Annotated in this window: 23 protein-coding genes and 1 pseudogene; 8 read left to right on the top strand and 16 right to left on the bottom strand. The window is 73.1% G+C overall.

Features of this window, described 5'->3' with window-relative positions; all coding sequences use genetic code 11:
- The first annotated feature begins 7 nt into the window (after nt 1–7).
- Nucleotides 8–805 (top strand): DUF72 domain-containing protein, encoded by a 798-nt coding sequence (locus GA0070624_RS18220; RefSeq protein WP_091342682.1) that lies wholly within the window; start codon nt 8–10, stop codon nt 803–805.
- 51 nt (nt 806–856) lie between these two features.
- Here GA0070624_RS18220 and GA0070624_RS18215 read toward each other — a convergent pair whose 3' ends face one another.
- The 9 genes and pseudogenes from GA0070624_RS18215 to GA0070624_RS18170 form a co-directional block, all read right to left on the bottom strand.
- Nucleotides 857–1,285, bottom strand: a complete 429-nt coding sequence (locus GA0070624_RS18215) for a DUF2267 domain-containing protein (protein ID WP_091342680.1) — start codon at nt 1,283–1,285, stop codon at nt 857–859.
- 316 nt (nt 1,286–1,601) lie between these two features.
- A complete protein-coding gene (locus GA0070624_RS18205) occupies nt 1,602–2,474 on the bottom strand; it encodes a DUF72 domain-containing protein (protein ID WP_091342677.1) in 873 nt (290 codons plus the stop codon).
- Between the two features lie 46 nt (nt 2,475–2,520).
- Entirely contained in the window at nt 2,521–2,919 is a 399-nt protein-coding gene (locus GA0070624_RS18200) for a TraR/DksA family transcriptional regulator (protein WP_091342675.1), read from the bottom strand.
- 199 nt (nt 2,920–3,118) lie between these two features.
- Entirely contained in the window at nt 3,119–3,757 is a 639-nt protein-coding gene (locus GA0070624_RS18195; RefSeq protein ID WP_091342673.1) for a nucleoside/nucleotide kinase family protein, read from the bottom strand.
- 22 nt (nt 3,758–3,779) lie between these two features.
- Nucleotides 3,780–4,388 (bottom strand): winged helix-turn-helix domain-containing protein, encoded by a 609-nt coding sequence (locus GA0070624_RS18190; RefSeq protein ID WP_091342671.1) that lies wholly within the window; start codon nt 4,386–4,388, stop codon nt 3,780–3,782.
- A 213-nt stretch (nt 4,389–4,601) separates the two neighbouring features.
- A pseudogene (locus GA0070624_RS36890) lies at nt 4,602–4,880 on the bottom strand (winged helix-turn-helix domain-containing protein); the annotation flags it as partial.
- A gap of 49 nt (nt 4,881–4,929) precedes the next feature.
- Nucleotides 4,930–5,421, bottom strand: coding sequence for a rhodanese-like domain-containing protein (locus GA0070624_RS18180; protein ID WP_091342669.1), 492 nt, complete (start codon nt 5,419–5,421; stop codon nt 4,930–4,932).
- Between the two features lie 65 nt (nt 5,422–5,486).
- Nucleotides 5,487–5,939, bottom strand: coding sequence for a cysteine dioxygenase (locus tag GA0070624_RS18175; protein ID WP_091342668.1), 453 nt, complete (start codon nt 5,937–5,939; stop codon nt 5,487–5,489).
- A gap of 118 nt (nt 5,940–6,057) precedes the next feature.
- Nucleotides 6,058–6,435 (bottom strand): cupin domain-containing protein, encoded by a 378-nt coding sequence (locus GA0070624_RS18170; protein WP_091342666.1) that lies wholly within the window; start codon nt 6,433–6,435, stop codon nt 6,058–6,060.
- Nucleotides 6,436–6,502: 67 nt separating this feature from the next.
- Here GA0070624_RS18170 and GA0070624_RS18165 point away from each other — a divergent pair, with 67 nt between their 5' ends.
- Together GA0070624_RS18165 and GA0070624_RS18160 are read left to right on the top strand one after the other, a co-directional pair.
- Nucleotides 6,503–6,895 carry an ankyrin repeat domain-containing protein gene (locus GA0070624_RS18165; protein WP_091342664.1) on the top strand — a complete coding sequence of 131 codons (393 nt, stop codon included), beginning with the start codon at nt 6,503–6,505 and terminating at the stop codon, nt 6,893–6,895.
- Between the two features lie 77 nt (nt 6,896–6,972).
- Nucleotides 6,973–7,896 carry a DUF3500 domain-containing protein gene (locus GA0070624_RS18160; RefSeq protein WP_091342662.1) on the top strand — a complete coding sequence of 308 codons (924 nt, stop codon included), beginning with the start codon at nt 6,973–6,975 and terminating at the stop codon, nt 7,894–7,896.
- A gap of 143 nt (nt 7,897–8,039) precedes the next feature.
- Here the strand turns inward: GA0070624_RS18160 and GA0070624_RS18155 are convergent, their stop codons facing one another.
- The 5 genes from GA0070624_RS18155 to GA0070624_RS18135 all read right to left on the bottom strand — a co-directional run bounded on the left by GA0070624_RS18155 (nt 8,040) and on the right by GA0070624_RS18135 (nt 14,080).
- Complete coding sequence (locus GA0070624_RS18155) at nt 8,040–8,546, bottom strand: DUF2231 domain-containing protein (RefSeq protein ID WP_091342660.1); 507 nt, start codon at nt 8,544–8,546, stop codon at nt 8,040–8,042.
- Between the two features lie 76 nt (nt 8,547–8,622).
- The gene (locus tag GA0070624_RS18150) at nt 8,623–9,363 is read right to left on the bottom strand and encodes a GAF and ANTAR domain-containing protein (protein WP_091342658.1); all 741 of its coding nucleotides are present in this window, start codon (nt 9,361–9,363) and stop codon (nt 8,623–8,625) included.
- A gap of 190 nt (nt 9,364–9,553) precedes the next feature.
- Nucleotides 9,554–11,848: an accessory Sec system translocase SecA2 gene (secA2, locus tag GA0070624_RS18145; protein ID WP_091342656.1), complete on the bottom strand. Its 2,295-nt coding sequence runs from the start codon at nt 11,846–11,848 to the stop codon at nt 9,554–9,556.
- 119 nt (nt 11,849–11,967) lie between these two features.
- Nucleotides 11,968–13,056, bottom strand: coding sequence for a zinc-dependent alcohol dehydrogenase (locus tag GA0070624_RS18140; protein WP_091342655.1), 1,089 nt, complete (start codon nt 13,054–13,056; stop codon nt 11,968–11,970).
- The gene (locus GA0070624_RS18135; protein ID WP_091342653.1) at nt 13,049–14,080 is read right to left on the bottom strand and encodes a Gfo/Idh/MocA family protein; all 1,032 of its coding nucleotides are present in this window, start codon (nt 14,078–14,080) and stop codon (nt 13,049–13,051) included. Before GA0070624_RS18135 ends, GA0070624_RS18140 begins: the two co-directional genes overlap by 8 nt.
- A gap of 212 nt (nt 14,081–14,292) precedes the next feature.
- Here GA0070624_RS18135 and GA0070624_RS18130 point away from each other — a divergent pair, with 212 nt between their 5' ends.
- From GA0070624_RS18130 to ctaD, 5 genes are all read left to right on the top strand, one after another.
- Entirely contained in the window at nt 14,293–15,288 is a 996-nt protein-coding gene (locus GA0070624_RS18130; protein ID WP_176731757.1) for a glucosyl-3-phosphoglycerate synthase, read from the top strand.
- Between the two features lie 130 nt (nt 15,289–15,418).
- Nucleotides 15,419–16,576 carry a glycosyltransferase gene (locus GA0070624_RS18125; protein WP_091342650.1) on the top strand — a complete coding sequence of 386 codons (1,158 nt, stop codon included), beginning with the start codon at nt 15,419–15,421 and terminating at the stop codon, nt 16,574–16,576.
- Between the two features lie 118 nt (nt 16,577–16,694).
- Complete coding sequence (locus tag GA0070624_RS18120) at nt 16,695–17,147, top strand: DUF4383 domain-containing protein (protein ID WP_091349021.1); 453 nt, start codon at nt 16,695–16,697, stop codon at nt 17,145–17,147.
- Between the two features lie 86 nt (nt 17,148–17,233).
- Nucleotides 17,234–17,965 (top strand): ATP-binding protein, encoded by a 732-nt coding sequence (locus GA0070624_RS18115; protein WP_091342648.1) that lies wholly within the window; start codon nt 17,234–17,236, stop codon nt 17,963–17,965.
- Nucleotides 17,966–18,051: 86 nt separating this feature from the next.
- Entirely contained in the window at nt 18,052–20,052 is a 2,001-nt protein-coding gene (ctaD, locus tag GA0070624_RS18110) for an aa3-type cytochrome oxidase subunit I (protein ID WP_091342646.1), read from the top strand.
- 63 nt (nt 20,053–20,115) lie between these two features.
- Here the strand turns inward: ctaD and GA0070624_RS18105 are convergent, their stop codons facing one another.
- Entirely contained in the window at nt 20,116–21,249 is a 1,134-nt protein-coding gene (locus GA0070624_RS18105; protein WP_091342645.1) for a SigB/SigF/SigG family RNA polymerase sigma factor, read from the bottom strand.
- 271 nt (nt 21,250–21,520) lie between these two features.
- The gene (locus tag GA0070624_RS18100; RefSeq protein ID WP_091342643.1) at nt 21,521–22,933 is read right to left on the bottom strand and encodes a hypothetical protein; all 1,413 of its coding nucleotides are present in this window, start codon (nt 22,931–22,933) and stop codon (nt 21,521–21,523) included.
- Between the last annotated feature and the right edge of the window lie 70 nt (nt 22,934–23,003).

Below are 23,003 nucleotides of genomic sequence, written 5' to 3'. Positions count from 1 at the left end.
GGCCGCGATGATCCTGGTCGGCACCTCCGGCTGGCAGTACCGGGACTGGCGGGGACGCTTCTACCCGGCGAAGCTGCCGCAGCGGCTCTGGCTGGAGTACTTCGCCGGGCGGTTCGCCACGGTCGAGGTGAACAACGCCTTCTACCGGTTGCCGGAGCGGGACACCTTCGTCGCCTGGCGGGCGCGCACCCCGGCGGACTTCTGCGTGGCGGTCAAGATGAGCCGCTACCTGACCCACATCAAGCGGCTGCGCGACCCGGCCGAGCCGGTGGCCCGCTTCCTCGGTCGGGCCACCGGGCTCGGCGACCGGCTCGGGCCGGTCCTGGTCCAACTCCCGCCGAACCTGCGGGCCGACCCCGACGCGCTCGACGCGACGCTGCGGCTCTTCCCGACCGACGTGCGGGTGGCGGTGGAGCCGCGGCACCCCTCCTGGTGGACCGACGCGACCCGCCGGGTGCTGGAGCGTCGCCGCGCCGCGCTGGTCTGGGCCGACCGGCTGAGCCGCCCGGTGACGCCGCTGTGGCGCACCACTGACTTCGGCTACCTGCGACTGCACGAAGGGCGGGCGCGCCCCTGGCCGCGGTACGGCCGGGGCGCGCTGGCGTCCTGGGTACGCCGGCTGGGTCAGACCTTCGACGACGCCGAGCCGACGTACGTCTATTTCAACAACGACCCCGGCGGCGGGGCCATCGTCGACGCGGTGGCCTTCGCGGCCCTCGCCGCGCGCGCCGGTCGACGGGTGAGCCGGGTGCCGGCGGCGGGCGAGGCGGGCCCGGGCGACGCGACCGGCCCGGCCGGGGGCTGACGCGGACGGCCCGCTCCACCCGGTGGTGGGGCGGGCCGGTCGGGGCCTCGGTCAGGGAAAGATCCGTACCAGGTCCCGGGGCATGTTGTCCTTCACTTCCTCCCACTGGCCCGGGTTCAGGTGCTTGCCCAGGGTGTCCAGCACCACCTGGACCAGGCGGTCGATCCCCCCCTCGACGTCGTACGGGAAGCGCCGCCGGGCCTCGAGCAGGAAGTCGTCCCGGCTCAGCTTCACCGGCACGTCCATCGGCGTCCAGCCGTCGAAGTAGATCCCGCGCAGCAGCAGCGGCAGCTGCGTCGCGAACTGCACGCTCTCCTGCACCGGCAGCCGGTCCCGCAGCAGGTGCAGCACCGTGCGCAGCGCACAGTAGGACTGGTTGCGATGCTCCTTCGGCCAACCGTAGGCCTGTTCGATGTCCTTGAGCATGATGTTCGTCTTCTGCAACGAGGACTCGAACGCCGATTGCAGCTGCTCAGCCATCTGTCCACCCCCGTACGTCGGTTTCCCACCGTCGGTCGTCGGTGCGTCCCGGCGGCCCGCTGGGCCCCCGCCACTGCCGGGTCGGACTGAACCGACCGGGTTGCTCGCCGCGCCGGGCGCCGTCGGATTTTCCGACCACGTGCAGCACCCGACCGCGGCGCCGATCCGCTACCACGCGCACCGTCATGGCCACCTCCGTGCCTGTCGGCCCTCGCGGTCGCGTCGGTCGACGGACCGCACATACACCGTCCATGCTGCGCGGGGGGAGGTGAGCCGGCCTCACCCGGTTCGGGTGATTCCACGGCCGGCACGGCCGTCAGTCCGAGGAGAGCAGCGCCTGCAGCTGCTGGCCGTTGCGCTGCGCGTAGTCGCGGTAGCAGTTGTTCATGAGCACGTGGGTCTGCTCGGTGCGGTCGGCCAACTCGCGCAGCTTCGGCGCCCAGTCGCGCAACTCCCGGTCGGAGTAGTCATAGCCGAACTTCTCGTGGATGTCCTTGCTGGTCCACTTGTCGCTGTGCCCGTGGAAGCGGATCACCGCGAGGTCCGCGGTGGCCTCCAGCACCGGGGGTACCGAGGATCGGTGCCCCTGGGGCATGTCCACACAGACGTACGCCAGGTGGTGCCTGCGCAGGAAGCCCAGCGTCTCGTCCCGATTGGCGCCGTCGAACCAGGACGCGTGCCGGAACTCGAAGACCGGGCGCAGCGGGCCGCACCGCTTCGCCACCTCGAGCAGGTACTGCTTGTTGTCCCGCCTGATGGTGAACCAGGGCGGGAACTGGAACAGCAGGGCGCCCAGCCGGTCCGCCGCCACCAGCGGGTCGAGCGCGGACAGGAACCGGGTCCAGACCTCCTCGTACGCCTGCGGCGGCAGGTCGTCGGGGTAAACGTTCGCCTTGTCCGTCTCCGGGCGCAGGTCCTTGTAGAGCGCACCGACCCGGGTCGGGTGCCCGGTCAGCAGGCTGAACGCCTTGATGTTGAACACGAAGCCGGGCGGGGTGCGGGCCACCCACAGCTGCGCCGTCCGCTCGGCGGGCGGCGCGTAGTAGGTGGCGTCCACCTCGACCAGCGGGAACTTCCGGGCGTAGTACGCCAGCCGCTTCTCCGGGGTGTCCGCGGTCTGCGGATACCAGCCGGAGTCCAGCAGGGTCCGGTCGGTCCAGGATGCGGTGCCCACCTTGATCTCACCCATGGGTGGAGTCCACCCCGTCCGGGACCGACCGGCAACCCCCGGTCGCTCAGGCCGCCCGCCGCTCCCGGTTCTGCTTGCAGGCCACACAGGAGGTGGCGGACGGGAAGATCTCCAGCCGCTCCACCGGGATCGGCGCGCCGCACCCCTCGCAGAAGCCGTAGGTGCCCTCGTCGAGCCGGGTGAGGGCGTGCTCGAACTGCGCGCGACGGTCCAGGATGGTGCGCAGCAGGGACTGCGCGGTGTCCCGTTCGGCGGTCTTGGTGCCGCTGTCGGCCTGGTCGTCGCCGGCGGTATCGCCGACCTCCACCAGTCGCAGCACCTGGCTCTGCAGCACCGCCTGCTCGTACTCCGCGGTCAGCTCGTCGTAGCGCGACTGCAGGGACTGCCGGATCTGCTCGGTCTCCGCCTGGGACCGGCCCGTGGCTACCTTGTCGTGGACGAGCATCGCTGCCTGCCTTTCCTGGGGCCTCACGTCGGCCCGGGGCGGCCAGCGCCCCGGGGATGGTCGGTCAGGTGTCCACGGGCGAGATCACCCGTGGCCTGTGAGCCGGGCGATTACCCACCCCTCGAAAGGACCAAACCGACGACTTTTCCGACGTCGAGTGCCCGCCGTCCGGTTCGGTCCGCCGCGCCGGGCCGCGCGCTCAGTCGGGCTCTCCCGGCTCCACCACGGCCGGGTGCCGGGGGTCGTCGGCGCGGACCACCACGTCGGCGAAGGAGGCCGGCGCGACCTCGTCGGCGTACCGGGCGAAGGCGGGCAGGGTCCAGTGCAGCTCCGGGTCGGTGCGCCGGGCCAGCGCCGCCGGGGTCAGCTCCAGGTGGACGGTGACGTCGAACGGCAGCCCGCCGCCGAGCAGCAACGCCCCGCTGACCAGCACGACTCCGCCGGGTGGCAGCTCGACATAGCCGGCCCGGCTGGCGCGGTCGGTGCTGGCGTCCCAGAGCGAGGGGAGCAGCCGGCCCGACCCGCCCGGGCCGGCCGGGTCGAGCACCTCCCGGCGCAACCCGGCCTCGTCGACCCAGCCCTCGTAGTAGGCGTCCGGGTTGGTCCGGCCGTGCTCCAGCCGCACCGAGGCGGGACGCAGAAAGTCGGCGGCCAGCACGTGCACCACCGGACGGCCGGACGCGCGCAGCGGGTCGACCAGGGCGGCGGCCAACGCGTCCGGGCCGGCGGCCGGTGGACCGTCGACCGCCACCCGCAGCCGCCCGGGGACGGCGGCGGAGGTGAGCCGGTCGCTGAGCTCGCTGACGAGCCGCTCGGGGGTGATCGGACGGACGCGCATCCGACCATCGTGCCTCGCCGGCTCAGCCGGCGCGGTCGATGGTGACCCGGACGTCGTCGGCGAGCCGGTAGCCGACCCCGTAGACGGTGGTGATCAGGGGGACGTCGACGCCGACCTTGCCGCGCAGCCGCCGGACGTGCACGTCCACCGTGCGGACGCCGGCGTGCTCGTAGCCCCAGACCGCGTTGAGCAGCTGCAGCCGGGTGAAGACCCGACGCGGGTGGGCGACCAGGTGCAGCAGCAGGTCGAACTCCAGCCGGGTGAGCGGCAGCGGCTCGCCGTCACGGAGCACCGACCGGGACGAGGCGAGGATGTGCAGGGTCGGGATGGTCGGCGCGAGCGGGCGGGACGGCGACCGGCCCGTGGGCACCGGATCGGGTCGGCGCTCGACCGGGAGGCCGCCGCTGGAGATCACCCCCTCGCCGCGTTCCAGCATCTCCCGGGCGGCCTCCAGCAGCCGGCGGGCAGGCGGGGTCAGCGACTCCTCGGAGGCCAGTGGGATGGACAGGGTAACGGTGAGCACGGGTGCGGCGGTGTTCGCCGGGCGACGCTGGCCGCCGGGGGGACGACCGGGAACCGTGGGCTGGGACGTATGCCATCCGGCGCGCGACGAGGCGGGGCTGACCGACATGGTCCTCCTTGGCTGGTCCGGGTATCTCCCACGGCCCGGGACGCCGCTTCATCGATGCTTCCCGGCCCCCGGGGTGCGGGTCAAGGGGCGGCTACGTTGCATGAATGTGACAATCGACGAACACATCGGAGCCGAATGCTCGCTCTGCGTACGAGACCAGTTGATTACAGCAGAGCGCCGAGATGACCCGATACGGGGGGTACCTGCCGGGATTCACATTGGCCGGTCCGACCGCCCCCACCTGCGCGCCGCGCCGTCGCCGCAGCGCCCCGGGTCGACGATGACCCTGGCGTCGTCGGCGAGCCGGTAGCCGACGCCGTACACGGTGGTCACCAAGGGCGTGTCGGCGCCGAGCTTGGCGCGCAGCCGGCGGAGGTGGACGTCCACTGTGCGGGCCACCGCGTGCTCGTAGCCCCACACGTTGGCCAGCAGCTGGAGCCGGGTGAAGACCCGACGGGGGTGCTCGGCCAGGAAGAGCAGCAGGTCGTACTCGGACTCCTGAGCTGGCGGTCGCGCGCGCCACGCCGGGTGCGGCGGGCGGTCAGCGGGGCGCCCGGCTTGCGGTGACCGGGGGCGCGGCGGACGAGGGTCGGTGCGGTGGGGTGGGTCCGAGCGTGGGCAGCCCGGCGATGCGCCAGGCCGCGAAGCCGCCGACCACGTCGGTGGCACGGTGCAGGCCGAGATCCTGGAGGGCGGCGGCGGCCAGCGAGGAGGTGTAGCCCTCCTGGCAGAGGACGACCACCGGCAGGTCGTAGTCGACCGCCTGGGGCAGCCGCGCCGGGCAGCGCGGGTCGAACCGCCACTCGAGGACGTTGCGTTCCACGGCGAGGGCGCCGGGGACGGTGCCGTGCGCGGCGCGCTGGCCGGCCGGTCGGATGTCGACCAGCAGCGCCCCGTCCCGGTACGCCAGGTGGGCCTGCTCGGGGTCGAGCCGGCGCAGCCGGGCGCGGGCGGCGGCGAGGATCTCGTCGATTCCCCGGGAGCCGGGCGGCGGCACGGGACAGCTGTCGGTACGGGTCTGGGTCCGGGTCATCGTCGCGTCCTTCCCTGGCGGCGGATGTCAGAGCTGCGGGCGTACCGGGTCGAAGGTCGTCGGGGTCACCAGGCGACACCGGCCTCGGCCACATCGGCGACCAGGAGCTGCCCCCGGACGAGCCGGTAGCGGGTCATCCGGCGCAGGGCGGGCCGGTAGACGTGCACGCTGACGGCGGGCTGATCCCCCCGGTTGGTGACGACATGCACGTGCCGGGCGCCGAAGCGCCGGCCGGAGCCGGCGGTCAGCCTGCGGGCCCGCAGCTGCCCCCCGCTGACCGTCTCCTCGGTGAGCGTTCCGGCGACGACCAGGAAGGCGCCGGCGGAGCCGCCGTGGTCGTGCAGGTCGGTGCCCTGTCCGGGCAGCCAGCTCAACGCCCACACCTCATGGTCCGGGCCGGCCGCGAGCCGCGCGTACCACCGCTCGGCATGGTCGAAGCGCAGCGGGACCGGCCAGCCGAGCGGATCGGAATACCGGCCGGCGACGGCGAGCAGCTGGGACAGATCGGTGTCGGTCATGGTGGCTCGTCCTCATGGGCTACGGAGCGGCGTACCTCCGGCACTATAGACGCTAATTCCTATCGGTTTAATAGGCTATACCGCATGCTGGGACGGCGCGGCATCCGCGGCGCGGGGGTCAGCGGCGGACCGGCGGGTTCACCTTGTAGCCGGGCACCGACGGCCAGCGCACGGTCAGCACCACCGACTCGCGCTCGGCGTACCAGGAATGGTCGACGCCCCGGCCCCAGACCACGTAGTCGCCGGGCGCGCCGAGCACCACCGTGCGATCCGGCAACTCCACCCGGAACCGGCCGCTGATCAGCACCAGCAGGGCGACGCGACGCTCGCCGGTGGCCCACTGCGACCGGGCCTCCCCCGCCGGGTGCACACCCCACTTCACCTCGACCTCGGTGCTGTGCCGGACATCTCCGGGCGGCATGAAGTGGCCGAGCAGCCAGCCGCCTTCGATGGTCCCGTCCACGCCCGCGTTGCCGACGTACACCGAATCGTCCATCCACCCCTCCCGTTCCGGGCTGGGAAGCTATCAGGCGTGGCCGGCCGGGTCGCACTAGCCTGGACGGGTGACCGACGATCTCGACGGCGAGACCCTCGCCTTCGCGCACCGGATGTTCGACCTGGCGCGCGGCGGGGCGACCGAGGAGCTGGCCGGGTACGTCGACGCCGGGCTGCCGGTCAACATGACCGACGACAAGGGCGACACGCTGCTGATCCTGGCCGCGTACCACGCCCATCCGGCCACGGTGGCGGCGCTGCTGGCCCGCGGCGCCGACCATTCCCGCACCAGCGACCGGGGGCAGACGGCGCTCGCCGCCGCGGTCTTCCGGCGCAACGCCGAGGCGGTCCGGGCGCTGCTGGACGCCGGCGCCGACCCGGACCACGGCAGCCCGTCGGCGGTGGAGACCGCCCGCTTCTTCGACCTGCCCGACATGCTGACGGTGCTGGGCCGGAGCTGACCGACCGCGGCGGCCTGCCGGTGCGGCGGTCGCGCGGACGGTATACAGAGGCGGTGGAGGATCCCATACCCGAGCAGATGCGCGTGGCGGCCAGTGCCCTGCTGGCGGCCCTGGACGAGCCGGTGCGGCAGCGCGCGAGCCATTCATTCGACGACGACGCGGCCCGGCGCTGGCTGGAGTACCGGCCCCGCCCCCGACCCGGCGCCTGCCTCGCCGAGCTGGACGTCCCCGCCCGCAAGGCCGCGCACCGACTCCTCGCCACCGCGCTCAGCCCGCCCGCGTACGCCCAGGCGATGGCGATCATCGCGCTCGAGGAGGTGCTGGACCGGGCCGAGGAGTGGCGGCGCGGGCGGCACAGCGGGGACTACTGGGTTGCCGTCTTCGGCGACCCGGCACGCGACGACCGGTGGGGCTGGCGGATCGAGGGGCATCACCTGTCGGTCAGCATGACGGTGGCGGACGACCAGGTCTCCCCCGCCCCGCTCTTCTTCGGCGCCAATCCGGCGGCGGTCCGACACGGCGGTCGGCCGGTCTCCCGTCCGCTCGGCGTGGAGGAGGACCTGGCCCGTGAGCTGCTGGACGCGCTCGGGCCGGCGGGTCGGGCCGCGGCGATCGTCGCCGACGAGGCCCCGGCCGACATCATCAGCGCCACCCGGCCGACCGCGCCGGGGGCGATCGAGCCGCTCGGCGTCCCCCGCGATCGGCTGGCGCCGACCGGGCGGGCGCTGCTCGACCAGCTCGTCGCGCTCTACCTCGACCGACTCCCGCCGGAGCTGGCCATCCGGGAGGCCGGGCGGCTCGACGGCGGAGAGCTGCACTTCGCGTGGGCCGGCCCGACCCGGCCCGGGCAGCGGCACTACTACCGAGTGCAGGGCGACGACCTGCTGATCGAGTACGACAACACCACCGACGACGGGAACCACGCGCACACGGTCCTGCGCCGCCCGGCCAGCGACTTCGGCGCCGACGTCCTCGCCGCCCACCACGCCACCGCCCACTGACCCGCCCGCCGCCGCCCCGTCCCCCTCCGGCACCGATGATCATGAAGTTGTCGCCACTCGCGACGGCGTGTCGGGACAACAACTTCATGGTCAACGCCCGCGGCGGGGCTCGGGGCGGTCAGGCGGGCGGCCTGCGGACGCGGTCAGGCGGGCGGGCGGGCGATCTCCACGGTGGAGCCACCGGGCGGGACGCCGTCGAGCGTCTCGAAGCCGCTCGGCTCGATGCGGGTGCGGTCGAACTGGCGCATCAGCCGGGCTCCCAGCGCCACGCCCACGCCGCCGACGGCCAGGGCGACGATCTCGGTGAAGACCAGCATGGCGGTGGCGCCGCGCTCCGGCGAGTCCGCCCGGACCAGGCAGGAGAGCACAAAGAGCGCGGCCATCCCGAGGTTGACCAGGTTGAAGGTGACCGCCGTGCGGCGGGTCCAGCCGGCGCGCATGTCCCAGAGGTCGACCATTCCGGCGACGGCGGCGAGGGCGGTGGCGACCAGGGCGGCGATAGCGGTCCAGTAGCCGACCTCGCCGAGGAAGGCCGGGCCGCCGGCGACGTCGGCCAGGTCGAAGACGGTGGCGCTGATGAAGAGTCCGAACGGGAACGTCATCAGCATCGGTTGGATGGGGTGCCCCTGCACCCGCAGCCGGCTCTCCATCGAATCCTCCCCACGTCGGCACAGCACACCAGTCCACGTTGCTACCCGGGCGCCAACTGGGTGAAACGAGAGCGACTCAGCTCTCCCGCGGGCGGGAGACGGTGATCACCAGCCGCTCGGCCACCTCGCGCAGCGGAATGTCCAACGAGGAGGCCGCGCTGCGCAGCACGTCCAGCGCCTCCGGCGCCGGGCAGCCGCGCTGGGTCATGATCACTCCGATGGCCTGGCCGATGACGCCCTCCTCGAGCAGTGCGGAGTCCAGCTGACCGGCCTGCGCGGCCTCCCGGGCCCGGTCCCGCACCGCGGCCAGGAGCAGCCCGGCGTGCTCGGCGAGGAGCATCGCGGTGAGCTGATGCCGGGTGGTCAGCGCCGCCGCCGAGTCGGCGTACAGGTTGATCGCCCCGATCACCTGTTCGTCCACGTCAACCGGCGCGGAGATCACCCCGTGCACGCCCAGGCCGCGCGCCCGACCGATCCAGGCCGGCCAGCGCGTCTCCTGCTTGAGGTCCTCCGCGATGACCATCTCGCGCCGCTGGATGGCGCTCATGGCCGGCGAGTCCGAGCCGTGCCGGAGATCGTCCAGCTCGGCCAGGCGCGGGTCGGAGGCCGTCACGCCGGCCGGCTCGCCGGCCCGCAGCGCGGTGAACCCGCACCAGGCCACCCCCGGCACGGCGTCCCGGGCGATCCGGACCAGCTGGTTCAGCGCCTCGTCGAAGTCGGTGGCGGAGATCAGGCCGGCGGTCAGCTCCCGCAGCAGGGCGGCGGTCTCCAGCACTCCGAGGGTGTCGATCGCCGGCCCCCGCGTATCCAGGTTCACCGGGCCACGGCCCCCGCCGCCCCCGCGTACGACCGCCTGGTGTTCCCCTTCGGCGCCATTGCCTGCCTCATCCTCTTGATCTCTCCCGACTCGAAAGCCCCGGGCTACTACCCTCCCAAACCAGGATCGAAACCGCGCAAAGGGGTCCCTTTCCTCCGGGTTACGGGCGGAAAGGGACCCCTTGCAACGGTCAGCGCGAGGCGGAGCTGAGCCGCCGGCCGACCGAGGCGATCAGCCGGTCGAGCTCGGAGCCGAACGGGTTGTCGTGGACCAGGTAGGTCCAGGTGGCGCTCGGCCGGACCAGCTTCGCGGCGTCCGGCTGCCAGCCCTCGTCGAACTCCGTCTCCTCGAAGGTGGCGATGGTGCGGGTCTCGATCTCGGGGATCAGCGCGTTGAACGCCGGGACGGCGCTGCGGTGGAACTCGTCCAGCGGATCGAGGCGCCCCAGCGCCCGCAGGTGCACGCCCTCGCGGACCTCCGACAGCTCGGCCAGGTGCTCGGCCCAGAGCCGGTCCAGGTGGTAGAGGGCGATCGACCGGGCCGCGTCGGCGAGCAGGTCCTCGTCCATCTCGCCGGCCTTCTCCGGCACCCGCTCGAGCAGCATCAGCGCCGCGATGTCGCTGGTGAGCAGCCGCTCCCGCCGCTCTGCGAGCGCCTTGCGCTGCTGCTCGATCACCACGCTGTAGCGCCAGGTGTTGCGGTGGATCTCGTGGTTGACCCCCTCGGCGACCCGCTGGGCGTGCTCGACGGCGTAGTCCACCTGCGGGTCGGTGACCAGGCCGTCGGCGTTCATCCGGGGCGACGGCGGGACGGTGTCGCCGGCGTGCCGGACCACCAGGTCGTCCTCCAGGCTGACGAGGAAGACCGAGCCGCCCGGGTCACCCTGCCGGCCGGCCCGGCCGCGGAGCTGGTCGTCGACCCGGCGGCTGTCGTGCCGGCCGCTGCCGATCACGTAGAGCCCGCCCAGCTCGGCCACCCGCTCCCGGTCGGCCTGGTCGCTGCCGCCCAGCCGGATGTCGACGCCCCGCCCGGCCATCTGGGTGGAGACGGTGACCGCGCCGTACGCGCCGGCCTCGGCGATGATCGCCGCCTCCTCGTCGTCGTTCTTGGCGTTGAGCACCATGCAGGGCACCCCGGCGGCGTTCAGCCCGGCGGCCAGCTGCTCGGACTCCTTCACGTCCAGGGTGCCGACCAGCACCGGCCGCCCGGCGGAGTGGCAGCGCTTGATCTCGTCGATCAGCGCCTCCTCCTTCTCCGCCTGGGTGGCGTAGATCCGGTCCGGCTCGTCCTCCCGGATGCACGGGGTGTTCGGCGGGATCACCGCCACCTCGAGGCCGAAGAACTCACGGAGCTGGTCGCCGACCAGCACCGCGGTCGCCGTCATCCCGCAGACCGTCGGATAGAGCGCGATGTACGCCTGCACGGCGATCGTGCCGAGCACCTCGCCCTCGGCGGTCGCGTCGAGGCCCTCCTTCGCCTCGACCGCCGCCTGGAGCCCGTCCGGCCAGCGGCGGCGCTGGGCGACCCGGCCGCGCATCTCGTCGATCAGCTCGACCGAGCCGTCCCGCACGATGTAGTCGACGTCGCGGTGCAGCAGGGCGTGCGCGTGCAGCGCCACGTTGATCGCGGAGAGCTGCTCGACGTGCTCGGTGTCGTACAGGTCGATGCCGCCGAGCTTGGCCTCGACGGCGGCCAGGCCGGCGGAGGTGAAGGCGACGCTGCGGCCGTCCTCGGCGATGGTGTAGTGCTTGCCGTTGCGCAGCCCGCGGACCAGCGCGGCGGCGGCGTGCACCGGGTCCTGCTCGCCGGGGACCGCGCCGGCGAGGACCATCGGCACCCGGGCCTCGTCGATCAGGATCGAGTCGGCCTCGTCGACGATCGCGGTCTTCAGCGGCCGCTGGACCCGGTCGTCGAGGTCGGTGACGAGCTGGTCGCGGAGGTAGTCGAAGCCGGCCTCGCTGACCGAGACGTAGGTGACGTCGCAGGCGTACGCGGCGCGGCGCTCCTCGGGGGTGGACGCCTCGTTGACCCAGCCGACGGTGAGCCCGAGCAGGGTGTAGACGGGCCCCATCCACTCGGCGTCCCGGCGGGCCAGGTAGTCGTTGACGGTGAGCACGTGCACCGGTCCGTTGCCCATCCGGACGTGGCCGTACGCGGCGATGGTCGCGGTGAGCGTCTTGCCCTCACCGGTGGCCATCTCGGCGACCTTGCCGGAGAGCAGCGCCATCGCGCCGAGCAGCTGCACGTCGTACGGCCGCTGGTCGAGCCCGCGGCGGGCCGCCTCCCGACCGATCGCGCAGAGCTCCTCGTAGCCGGAGGCGGCGGCGGCGGCCTCGGTCAGCTCGGCGTCGTCGAGCGCCTTCAGCTCCTCCTCGCGCGCCTCGATGGCCGGCAGCAGCTTCTCCAGCGGGCCCAGGTCGACCGTCGTGCCGGGGCGCTGGAGGAACCGGCGGAACCTGCTCTTGAACCGTTGCGACACACCCATGAGCGGCAACGGTACGCGAACTGGGCCGGCTTTCGCGGCCCGGCCGGTTGGGGCCCCTCGGGCTGTCCGGAATACGTCTCGTCATCCCGGTTCGCGAGGGTTGAGCGGGCCGCGCCGGGTCAGCCGGTCAGCACCACCTGGAGTTCCTGCCGGCGGCGCTCGGCCAGGTCGGTCAGCAGCGCCGGGGCCTCCTCGAACGGCACCACCGCCGAGACCACATGCTTGCGGATCAGGTCGCCGTACTGCCGCAGCAGCTCGATGGTCTCCGCGGAGAGCCGTTCCCGGTCCCAGATGGGGGCGAGCCCCCGGGGCACCCGGGCGATCTGCGCGCAGCGCAGCGACAGCCCGTTGTGGTGGAACTCCTCGCCGAGCCGGACCTCGTCCGCGCCGGCCTGGTAGAAGGCCAGGTCGATGGCCGTGCCCTGCGGGCGCAGCAGGCGCAGCGCGAGGTGCAACGCCCAGGCCTGGCCCCGGCACTGGAAGACCACGTCGGCGCCGCGGTCACCAGCGGCGTGGTTCCATCGGGTCTTGAGCACCACCGCCGGGTCGTCGGCCTCCGGGTCGAGCGCCTCCAGGCCGAGCGCCTCGGCCACCTCCCGCCGCTGCGGGGTCGGGTCGAGCACCACCACGGAGGCGGCACCGTACCGCTTGGCGAAGAGCGCGGTGAGCAGCGCCACCACCCCGCTGCCGACCACCGCGACCCGGCGGCCACGGACGCCGTCGCCGAGCGACCGCACGTCGGTGCCGCAAAGGTCGGCGGCGGCGTGCAGCAGCCCGTTGGCGCAGATCGGGCCCATGTGCGCGACGTAGACGCCGAGTACCGGGTCGAGGTCGTCCGGCAGCGGCACGAAGCGTTCGGCGACCGGGTCGGCGACGTGGCCGGTGCGGTGCCCGTACGTCATCGCGCCGATCGTGCCCACCGGGATCGCCGGGGTACGGCTCTCCACCACCCGGCCGACCTGCATGTAGCCGAGCCGGGTCACCGGGTACGGGCTGCTCGCCTCGCCCGGCTGGAACAGGCCGAGGTCGGCGTTCCAGTTGACGTTGAGGTAGGGGTTGGTGCCCTTGACGTAGCTCAGCTCGGTGCCCGCGGAGACGCCGCTGTAGAGGGTCTGCACCCGGAAGGTGCCGTCCCGCAGCTCGGCGGCGTCCTGCTCGACCAGTTCCACCTTGCCGGGGCCGCTGACCACCACGACCTTGTCACGCATCGACGGTCACCCCCGTCGGCACCGCCTGGGCCACGGGGGTGGTCACCCGCGCGGCCGGCCCGGTGGGCAGCGCCACGCTGCGCCCGGTCCGGGCGGATTCGGCGATCGCGATGGCGAGCCGCTGGGTGCGCAGCGCCTCGGCGTACGGGACACGGATGTCGTCGCCGACGCCCCGGACCGCGTCGACGAATGCCCGGTCGACGGCCACCCGGGCGCCGTCCGGGTCGGCGGGCAGCTGCCGCTCGCCGTCGCCGTCGCAGATCAGCAGGCCGTCCTCGGCCAGCGACATCGCCAGCCCGTCGGCCAGGATCTCCAGGCCGGCCCGGTGCTTCCAGCCCAGTACGCAGGCCGCGGCGAGGGTGCCGACGGCGCCGCTGGTGAAGCGCAGCGTCGCCGCGGTGACCGAGTCGATGTCGGCGCCCTCGACGGGCGGCGGGGTGCCGTCGCCGTACGCGGTCACCTCGGAGGCCTCTCCGACCAGCAGCCGGACCAGGTCGAGCACGTGCGCGGCCTGCTCGACCACCGGGCCGCCGGAGCGGTCACACCGGGCCCACCAGGTCACCGGCGGGACCTTGTCCAGCCACGCGCCGTTGACCATCCGCACCGGACGGTCGCCGAGCAGCTCCCGGGCCTGCTCCACCACATGCAGGTAGCGCCAGTGGTGGCCGACGGCGGTGAGCAGTCCGCGCCGCTCGACCAGCTCGGCGATCCGCTCGGCGGTCGCCAGGTCCACCGCGACCGGCTTCTCCACGAACATCGGCACGCCGGCGTCGATCACCGCCTCCTCGACCGGTCCGTGCGCGAACGGCGGAACGCAGACGTACACGGCGTCGGGGCCGGTCGCGAGCAGCTCCGTCACATCGACGAAGGCCCGGCCCCCGTGCGCCCCGGCGAGCGCCTCCGCCGCGTCCCGGGCGACATCGGTCACCCCGAGCAGTTCCACGTCCTCGAACCCGGTCAACACCCGGGCGTGGCGTTGCGCCACCCCGCCGGCCCCTACCAGTCCCACCCGGCACGTGCGCATTCCACCGACCCTCCCGCCACTGTTCACGACGACGTCGACAGCTCTCCCCCCGCAGGCACGCAATCAAACGTTCACCGGCGGGGAACCGTCCGGTGCGCCGGCCCTGATCAAGCTATTGGGCATGATCGGGTTAGCGCGGGGCCGCTTCTGGGAAAACCGACTTCGCGTTTCCACCACAACCTGGGGGTGTGCCTGTGCGGGATACAGAATCGATGGTGTCACCTGTGGTGGAGGCGTGGGCCACCTATCGGACCACCTCTGCCACGGAGTGGCCGGCCCGGCGGCTGCTGCGCGCCAAGGGGCACAGCCGGGTCAGCGTGGTCCTGCCGGCACACAACGAGGAGGACACCGTCGGCGCGATCGTGTCGACGATCCGGGGCCACCTGATGGACCGGAATCCCCTGGTCGACGAGCTGATCGTGGTGGACTCCCGGTCGACTGACCGCACCGCGCAGGTGGCTCGCGCCGCCGGCGCGGAGGTGGTGAGCCAGGACGAGATGACCGAGGGCCTGCCCCGACTGACCGGCAAGGGTGACGCGCTCTGGGCCGGGCTCGCCGCCGCGGAGGGCGATGTGGTCGCGTTCCTCGACGCCGACCTGCGCGAGTTCCGGCCGCACTTCGTCACCGGCCTCATCGGTCCGCTGCTGACCGACCCGTCGGTCGACTTCGTCAAGGGCTTCTACCACCGGCCGCTGGTCGGGACGACCAGCGTGGAGGCCGACGGCGGCGGACGGGTGACCGAGCTGATGGCCCGACCGCTGCTCAACCTCTTCTGGCCGGAGCTGGCCGGCTTCGTGCAGCCCCTCGCCGGCGAGTACGCCGCTCGCCGGGAGGTGCTGGAGCAGGTGCCGTTCGTCTCCGACTACGGCGTCGAGACGGCGATGCTGATCGACCTGCTGGAGCTGGTCGGCCTCGACGCGCTGGCACAGGTGGACCTCGGCGAGCGCAAGCACCGCCACCAGGACACCGCGGCGCTGGGCCGGATGTCCGCCCAGATCATGCTCACCGCCTGGTCCCGATTGCAGCGCCGGGGCTGGGCGAGCCCGGGGAGCGACCCCATCGCCCTGCTCACCCAGTTCCGGCGCGGCGGCTCGGACACGCTGCCCAACCTGGACCGGGAGATCGTGGTCAGCGACGTCTCCATCGAGGAGCGACCCCCACTGGCCCAGCTGCGGCACCGGGTGCCCCGGCGGCGGGTGGCGGCGTGAGCGCCGCCCACGGCGGTGCGGACGGCCGGTCCAGCGGACCGGCGCACGGCGTTGACGGCCGGCCCGAGGGGCCGGTCGCTGTTGCGCGGACGGCCGACGGGGGCGCCGCCGAGGGAAGGGACCCAGCGCGATGAGTCTGACCGTCCTGATGAACGCCGGTCCCTGGTTGTCCGTGCCGCCCCCGGGCTACGGCGGGATCGAGAACGTGGTGGCCACCCTGGTGCCGGAGCTGCGTCGCCTCGGCGTCCGGGTGGTGCTCGCCTCGGTGGAGACCAGCACCCTGCCGGTCGACGAGAAGATCTGGGTCTTCCCGGACGGGCAGTTCCACGCCCTGCAGCGCCCCTACAACCAGGTCTGCGGCGTCTCACAGGCACACCTGAACGGGGTGGTGCGCGCGCTGCACACCCGCGACGACATCGACCTGGTGCACGACCACGTGGAGGCGGTCGGCCTGGCCACCATGGCCGCGATGGGCCCGGACGCTCCGCCGGTCCTGCACACGCTGCACTGGGACCTGGCCAAGCACCCCGAGCTCTACGGCAACCTGGACGGGGGCGACCGGGTCCGGGTCAACGGCGTCTCCGCCTCGCAGCTGGCCCGCGCCCCGCAGGCGCTGCGGGACCACTCGGTGGGGCACGTGTACCTGTCCACCCCGCTCGCCGTCGGCGCCGACCGCCGGCCCCCGGTGGAAAAGGGCGACTACACGATCGTCCTGGGTCGGATCAACCCGGGCAAGGGACAGGACCTCGGCGCCCGGCTGGCCCAGCAGATCGGCTTCCCGCTGGTGCTCGCCGGCCCCGTCGGGCCGTACCACCGGCCGGAGGACCTGGCCGCGGCCGGCGACGAGGCCCGGCAGAACCCGGACGTCCGGTTCTTCTACGACCAGGTCGCCCCGCACGTCGACGGCGACCTGGTCCGCTGGGTCGGCACGGTCGCCGGTCAGGAGCGCGACGACCTGCTCGCCGGCGCCCGGGCGTCGCTCTTCCCGCTGCGCTGGGAGGAGCCCGGCGGGACCGCCGTGGTCGAGTCCCTTTCCCTGGGCACGCCGGTGGTCTCCACCGCCCGCGGCTGCCTGCCCGAGCTGATCGAGCACGGCCGCACCGGGCTGCTCACCACGGACGAGGAGGAGCTGGGCGACCTGGTGCTCGCCGCCAGCCTGCTCGAGCCGGACGAGTGCCGGCGGGAGGCCGCCGCGCGGTTCACCCCGGCGCTGATGGCGGAGAGCTACGTCGGCCTGTACGAGCGGGTCCGCCAGCTCGTACCGGCCCGCCCGCTCCAGCCCGCCTGAGCGTCCCGGCCAGTCCCGGCCCGGCCCGGCACGGGGATCGGGCCGGGCGGGCGTTTGCCGCCGGCCGGGGCGGGAATGCGGGCGATCCGTTTCAGGTGAGGAGAGCGCCGTGAACTCGATGGCCCACTCCCGCGCCCGGCGGAACCCGGCCGACGGCCGCGCCCCGGTACGCCGGGCGGCGGCCACCGTCGGGGTGATCTTCCTTGTCATCGGCGTGCTCGGCTTCATCCCGGGCATCACCAGCAACTTCGACGACCTCTACTTCGCCGGCCATGAGTCGGACGCCAAGCTGCTCGGTCTCTTCCAGGTCTCGGTGCTGCACAACATCGTGCACCTGCTCTTCGGCGTCGCCGGCCTGGCCCTGGCCCGGACGGTCTCCGGCGCCCGGACGTTCCTGGTCGGCGGCGGGCCGATCTACCTCGTGCTCTGGCTCTACGGACTGGTGGTCGACATGTCCAGCGCGGCGAACTTCATCCCGCTCAACAACGCCGACAACTGGCTGCACCTGGGGCTCGGCGTCGGGATGATCGCGCTCGGCGTGGTCACCACCCGTGGCCAGGGTCGCCGCTGATCAGCCCGGGTGGGCGTCGGCTCCGGTTTGACGGCGCTCGTCGCGGGTAGTTGACAGGTCCGCGACGAGACGGAAACGAGGGCCTGATGTCGACCCGGATCAGCTGGGAGGTCCGCGACGAGTCGAGGGTCACCGTCGTACGGCTGGCCGGGTCGCTGGATCTGGCCACCATGCGCACGGTGCACACGGTGCTCGACCGCTGCCTGACCGCGCAGCCGGACGCGCTGGTGGCCGATCTCACCGGGCTCGCCGTCGCGGACCGGCTGGCGCTCTCCGTCTTCGCCGCCGCCGCCCGGCGGGCCGCCGACTGGCCGGCCGTGCCGATGGTGCTCTGCGCCCCGCCGCCGGAGGCGGCGACCTGGCTGGCCGAGTCCACCGCGTGCCGGGTGGTGCCGGTCCGGCGGGACCGCGCCGAGGCGACCGCCGCGGCCGGCGCCGCCGCGGCGCCCCGGCTGCGGGCGCGCCTCGAGCCGGTCGCCGGTGCCTGCCGCCGGGCCCGGGAGCTGGTCGCCGACGCCTGTGGCCGGTGGAACATCCCGGATCTGGCCGGCCCGGCCTCGTTGGTGCTCACCGAGCTGGTGGGCAACGTGGTCCGGCACGCGGGAACCCCGATGCAGGTGACGCTGACCCTGCGCCGGCCGTACCTCCAGGTGGCGGTCCGGGACGGCAGCCCGGCCGCGGCGCGGCCCGCCGGCGATCGCGATCTACTGGCCGATGGTGGCCGCGGGCTGATGCTGGTCCGCGAGCTGACCCGGCGCTGGGGCAGCTCCCCGATCGACGACGGCAAGGTGGTCTGGGCCATGCTCCCCGCGAACTGACCGAAATTACCGCTCTCGCCTGGTTTGATGGGCATAGGGTCGGGTAGGCACGCCCGTCCGTCTGTCGTCCTGACGGGGTGAGAGCGATGCCCAAGCGGGTAACCACAGAACCACGCGACCGGGATCCGGCGATCCTGGCGCCAGCACGCTTCGGCGGCTATCCCGGATCCCGTCGTCCGGCGCTTCCGGGTGCCAAACTCACCCGGTTCCTGTACACCACCGATCACAAGCAGATCGGCCTGCTGTACCTGATGACGGCCTTCGGGTTCTTCCTGGTCGCCGGGCTTCAGGCCATGCTGATGCGGGCCGAACTCGCCCGGCCGGGTCTGCAGTTCCTCTCCCCCGAGCAGTACAACCAACTGTTCACCACCCACGGCTTTGCGATGCTGCTGCTCTTCGCCACGCCCGCGGCGTTGGGAGTGGCCAACTACATCGTGCCGATCCAGATCGGCGCCCCGGACGTCTCGTTTCCGCGGCTGAACGCGTTCGGCTACTGGCTGTTCCTGTTCGGCGGCGGGATGCTTTATGCCAGCTTCCTGACGCCCGGCGGATCGGCCGACTTCGGGTGGTTCGCCTACACCCCGCTGAGCCTGGCGCAGCACTCCCCCGGGGTCGGGGCCAACATGGTGGTGGTCGGGCTGGTCATCTCCGGCCTCGGCACCATCCTCACCGCGGTCAACCTGATCACCACCATCGTCACCCTGCGGGCGCCCGGGATGACCATGTTCCGGATGCCAGTCTTCACCTGGAACATCCTGCTCACCATGGTCCTGATCCTGTTTATCTTCCCGCTGCTGGCCGCCGCGCTGCTGGCGCTGGCCTCGGACCGAATCCTGCACTCGCACGTCTTCGACCCGACCACCGGCGGGCCGATGCTCTGGCAACACCTGTTCTGGTTCTTCGGCCATCCCGAGGTCTACGTCATCGCGATCCCGTTCTTCGGCATCATCTCCGAGATCATCCCGGTCTTCTCGCGCAAGCCGATCTTCGGCTACAAGGGTCTGGTCGCCGCGACGATCGGGATCACGGTCCTGTCGATGAGCGTCTGGGCGCACCACATGTTCGGCACCGGTCAGGTGCTGCTGCCCTTCTTCTCGTTACTCAGCTTCCTGATCTCCGTGCCGACCGGCGTCAAGTTCTTCAACTGGACCGGCACCCTGTGGAAGGGGCAGATCACCTTCGAGACACCGATGTTGTTCGCCCTCGGCTTCCTGGTGACGTTCCTCTTCGGCGGCCTCACCGGTGTCCTGCTAGCCAGCCCCCCGCTGGACTTCCACGTCACCGACACCTACTTCGTGGTGGCCCACTTCCATTACGTGGTCTTCGGCACGGTGGTGTTCGCGTTCTTCGGCGGCATCTACTTCTGGTTCCCCAAGATGACCGGCCGGCTGCTTGACGAACGGCTCGGCAAGGCGCACTTCTGGACCATGTTCCTGGGCTTCCACGGGACCTTCCTCGTCCAGCACTGGCTGGGCAACGAGGGGATGCCCCGCCGGTACGCGGACTACCTGAGCACGGATGGCTTCACCGTGTTGAACACCATCTCCTCCATCTCCGCCTTCGTCCTCGGGGCCTCCACGCTGTTCTTCATGTACAACGTGTGGAAGTCGTGGCGAATGGGGGCGGAGGTGAACGTCGACGACCCCTGGGGCTTCGGCAACTCCCTCGAATGGGCCACCACCTGCCCGCCCCCGCTGCGCAACTTCGACCGAATGCCCCGCATCCGCTCCGAACGCCCCGCCTTCGACCTCAAGTACGGCCGCCTTGTCGCCAGCCTCGGTGGGGACCTGCCGCAGCGCACCACCAAGCCGCCGCAGCACCTTGCCGAGGAGCTACACCTCGAGCGGCGCGTCCCCGAGTCGCCAGCCGCCGAGGGTGCGCACGGCGCCCGCCTCGCCGCCGAGTACCAACCCGCCCCGCAGTCCGGTGCCCGGCCGATCGACGTGCCGGAGCCCGCAGAGATCCTCCGGCCCAGCTTCGAGGAGGCCGACGAGCCCGAGGAAACCGTCCTTGGCGCGGAGCGGACACCGGTGGAAAACGAGGAGTGGCGCCACCCGCGCGGGCGCGGCGACACCCCTGAGTACTGACACCCGGGCCACCGCGAGAAGGCCGGCGCTGCGGGGCGCCGGCCTTCTCTCTGGCGTACGGGGTCAGTCGGCCGCCGGCAGGCCCGCCGCGGCGAGGGAGCGACGCACCGCGGGCTGCACCCGGGTCAGCCGCAGCGGCACCCCGGTGCGGGCCGCGGCCTCCCGGCCGGCCATCAGCGCGGCGATGCCGCCGGCGTCGAAGCCGCCCGCGCCGACCAGGTCGACCACCACCTCGCGGGGCTGCCCGGTCACCGCCTCCAACATCGCCCTGCGCAGCTGGTCCGCGCCGTCCCGGTCGACCTCGCCGCCGACCTCGACCACCACGCGGTCGCCGTTCTGCTTCACCGAGATCTTCGTCTTCGCCGGCTCGGCCTCGGCGGTGCCGTTCTGCCAGGGCGGCGGCGCGTCGGCGAGCATCGCCTGCCGCAGCCAGGTCAGCGCGCGGGAGAGCAGCCGGGAGACGTGCATCTGGGAGATGCCGAACCGGGCGGCGATCTCAGCCTGGGTCTGGTTGCCGTAGAAGCGCATGGCGAGGATCCGGCGCTCCCGCCAGGGCAGCCGGTGCAGCAGCCCGCTGACGGTCACCCGATCATCGACCGATTCCAGCGCGTTGTCCGACTCGCCGACCAGGTCGCCGAACTCGGCCGAGCTCTCCCCGCCGACCGGCGCGTTGAGCGAGGCCGGGCTGTAGCCGGCGGCCGACTCCAGCGCGGCGAGGATCTCCTCCTCCGGGGTCTCCAGCCGTTCGGCCAGCTCAGCGACCGTGGGCGCGCGGGACAGTTCGCTGGTCAGCGCCGCGGTCGCCTGCCCCACCTCCAGGATCAGGTCGCGCAGCCGGCGCGGCACGTGCACGCCCCAGGTGCGGTCCCGGAAGTGCCGTTTGATCTCGCCGACGATGGTGATCGCCGCGTACGCGGTGAAGGAGCCCCGTTCCGGGTCGTACCGGTCCACCGCGTTGACCAGGCCGAGGCGGGCCACCTGTTCCAGGTCCTCCAGTGGTTCCCCCCGACCGCGGTAGCGGCGGGCGAGCCGACCGGCGAATGGCAGCGCGAAGCGGACGAGATCGTCCCGCGCCTCCTGCCGCCGCTCCGGCGGCAGTCCCTCGATCCGTGCCGCGTACGCCAGGGCCGCGGCGTCGAGGTCCTCCAGGCCCCGCTCGGTGGGTGGTGGTGTGGTTGTGGTGGTCTGTCCGAACATCCGCGCCTCCCTCAGGAAGGTCCCCCGCCCGGATTGGGAAACCGGTCATGCGCGTGGTCGGGCCACGCACCGGGCCGGAAGTGGGTTACGTGACTGGCACGCCAGGAAGCGGCGACACCTCGCTACAGGGCGTCATCAGGCCGTCGCAGCGAGCGGTGTTCCCGCTCCGTAGGTACTCAATCACGGGACCGCGGGTTCGCGAGGAAGTTTCGCTGCTGTTCGTGCACGCGGGCGCGGACCGGCGCGGCGGGGGACGGCGCCGAGCGCGGGGTCAGGAGACCAGCAACCCCTGGTGGGAGCCGGCGTCCCGGAGCGCGTCCAGGGCCTCGCCCATGGTCAGCGGCGGCGGGACCGGCAGGTCGTACGCCTGGTTGCGCAGCACCTCTGTGGCACGCCGGGTCGGTACCGAGGTGACCGGGTAGCCGCGCGCCGAACCCCGGTCCAGCGCCCGCCGACGACGCCCGAACGAGGCCACCGCGAGCCACTGCGGCAGGCCGGCCAGCGCCGGCGACCGAACGCCCGGCGGCTCGGGCAGCACGTCGACCGAGCTGAACGGCTCGCTGCCGGCGAGCCACCACTCCACCCCCTCCACCCGGCGCCGGGTCGCGTTCTCGCACCAGTACGGGACCAGCCCCGCCCGGACCACCTGCCACGGGTCGAGCAGCCGGCCGCACTCGACCACCAACCGGTTCCCCGTCTTGCCGCTGCCGCGCAACCAGCGCCGGTAGAGGTCGGCGGTGGCCGCGCTGAGCGCGTCCGGCTGGGGGAAGAGCACCCGGTGCAGCCGGTGCCCGTGCCGGCCGGCCCACTCCCGGGCGTTCAGTTCGAAGCCGGACTCCACCCCGTTCTCGGCGTAGCCCTGCGGGCAGGAGACCTCGGGCGGCTCCCAGTGCGCGCCGTCGCCGCCGGCGGAACGGAGCACCTGGCGCAGCGCGTGCGCGTCCGGGTGGAAGTCCACCGGGTCGAGCCCGCTGGCCGGACAGCCGACCTGAAAGCTGTGCCCCCGGCCCTCGTCGAGTACCGGCCAGGTGCGGGCGTCGCGCAGCAGCAGCACCGGTGCGCCGGGCTCGAGCACGTCGGCCAGGAACCGGGCGTACGCCGCCGGCAGCGACTGCCAGCGCACGGCGAGTGAGACCGTCGCGCCGGCGAGGGCGCCGCGGCTGGCCGGGCAGTGCACCTGCCGGACGTGCACGCCGCCGTTGGCGGCCAGCAGGCGGGCGGCGAGGGCGGCGCCGTGGTCGAGGGCGGCGCGCGGCCGATCCACCGCCCCACGGGTCCAGTGCACGGTCATCTCGAAGGCGGCGGGCAGCCACGGCACCCCGAGGGCCATCGCGAGGTGCACCGCCGCGCCGTGCGGCGAACCGAGCACCGCGCCCGGATAGCGACGGCGCGGGTACTGGTCGACGATCCAGCGGCCCACCCGCTCGGCGTCGACCTCGGCCGTCTGCGCCGGGGTGAGGGCGACCCGACCGGCGGCCCGGGCCGCCGCGGCACGCCGTACCGGCTCGGGCGCCCCGGTGAAGCGGGACAGCGGGCTGGCGTGGCCCAGGTCGGCGCAGTCCTCACCGCGCAGCGCCCGGGCGGCCGCCGCGACCAGGACCCGGGCGGTACTCCCCACCGCCACGACCCGGTCGCCGGACAGGCCGGCGCCCTCCGCCGTGAGCCCCACCTGCACCTTGCGCACCGGCCCCACCTTGCCTCGTTCGCTCACCACGCGGCCCGGCTTCCCGTCCCTATGGGGTCTAAACGGGGCA

The sequence above is a fragment of the Micromonospora rhizosphaerae genome, from assembly GCF_900091465.1.
Lineage (GTDB): Bacteria > Actinomycetota > Actinomycetes > Mycobacteriales > Micromonosporaceae > Micromonospora > Micromonospora rhizosphaerae.
Note: the sequence above shows the minus strand (reverse complement) of the source record. Positions and strands in the feature narration are given on the sequence as shown.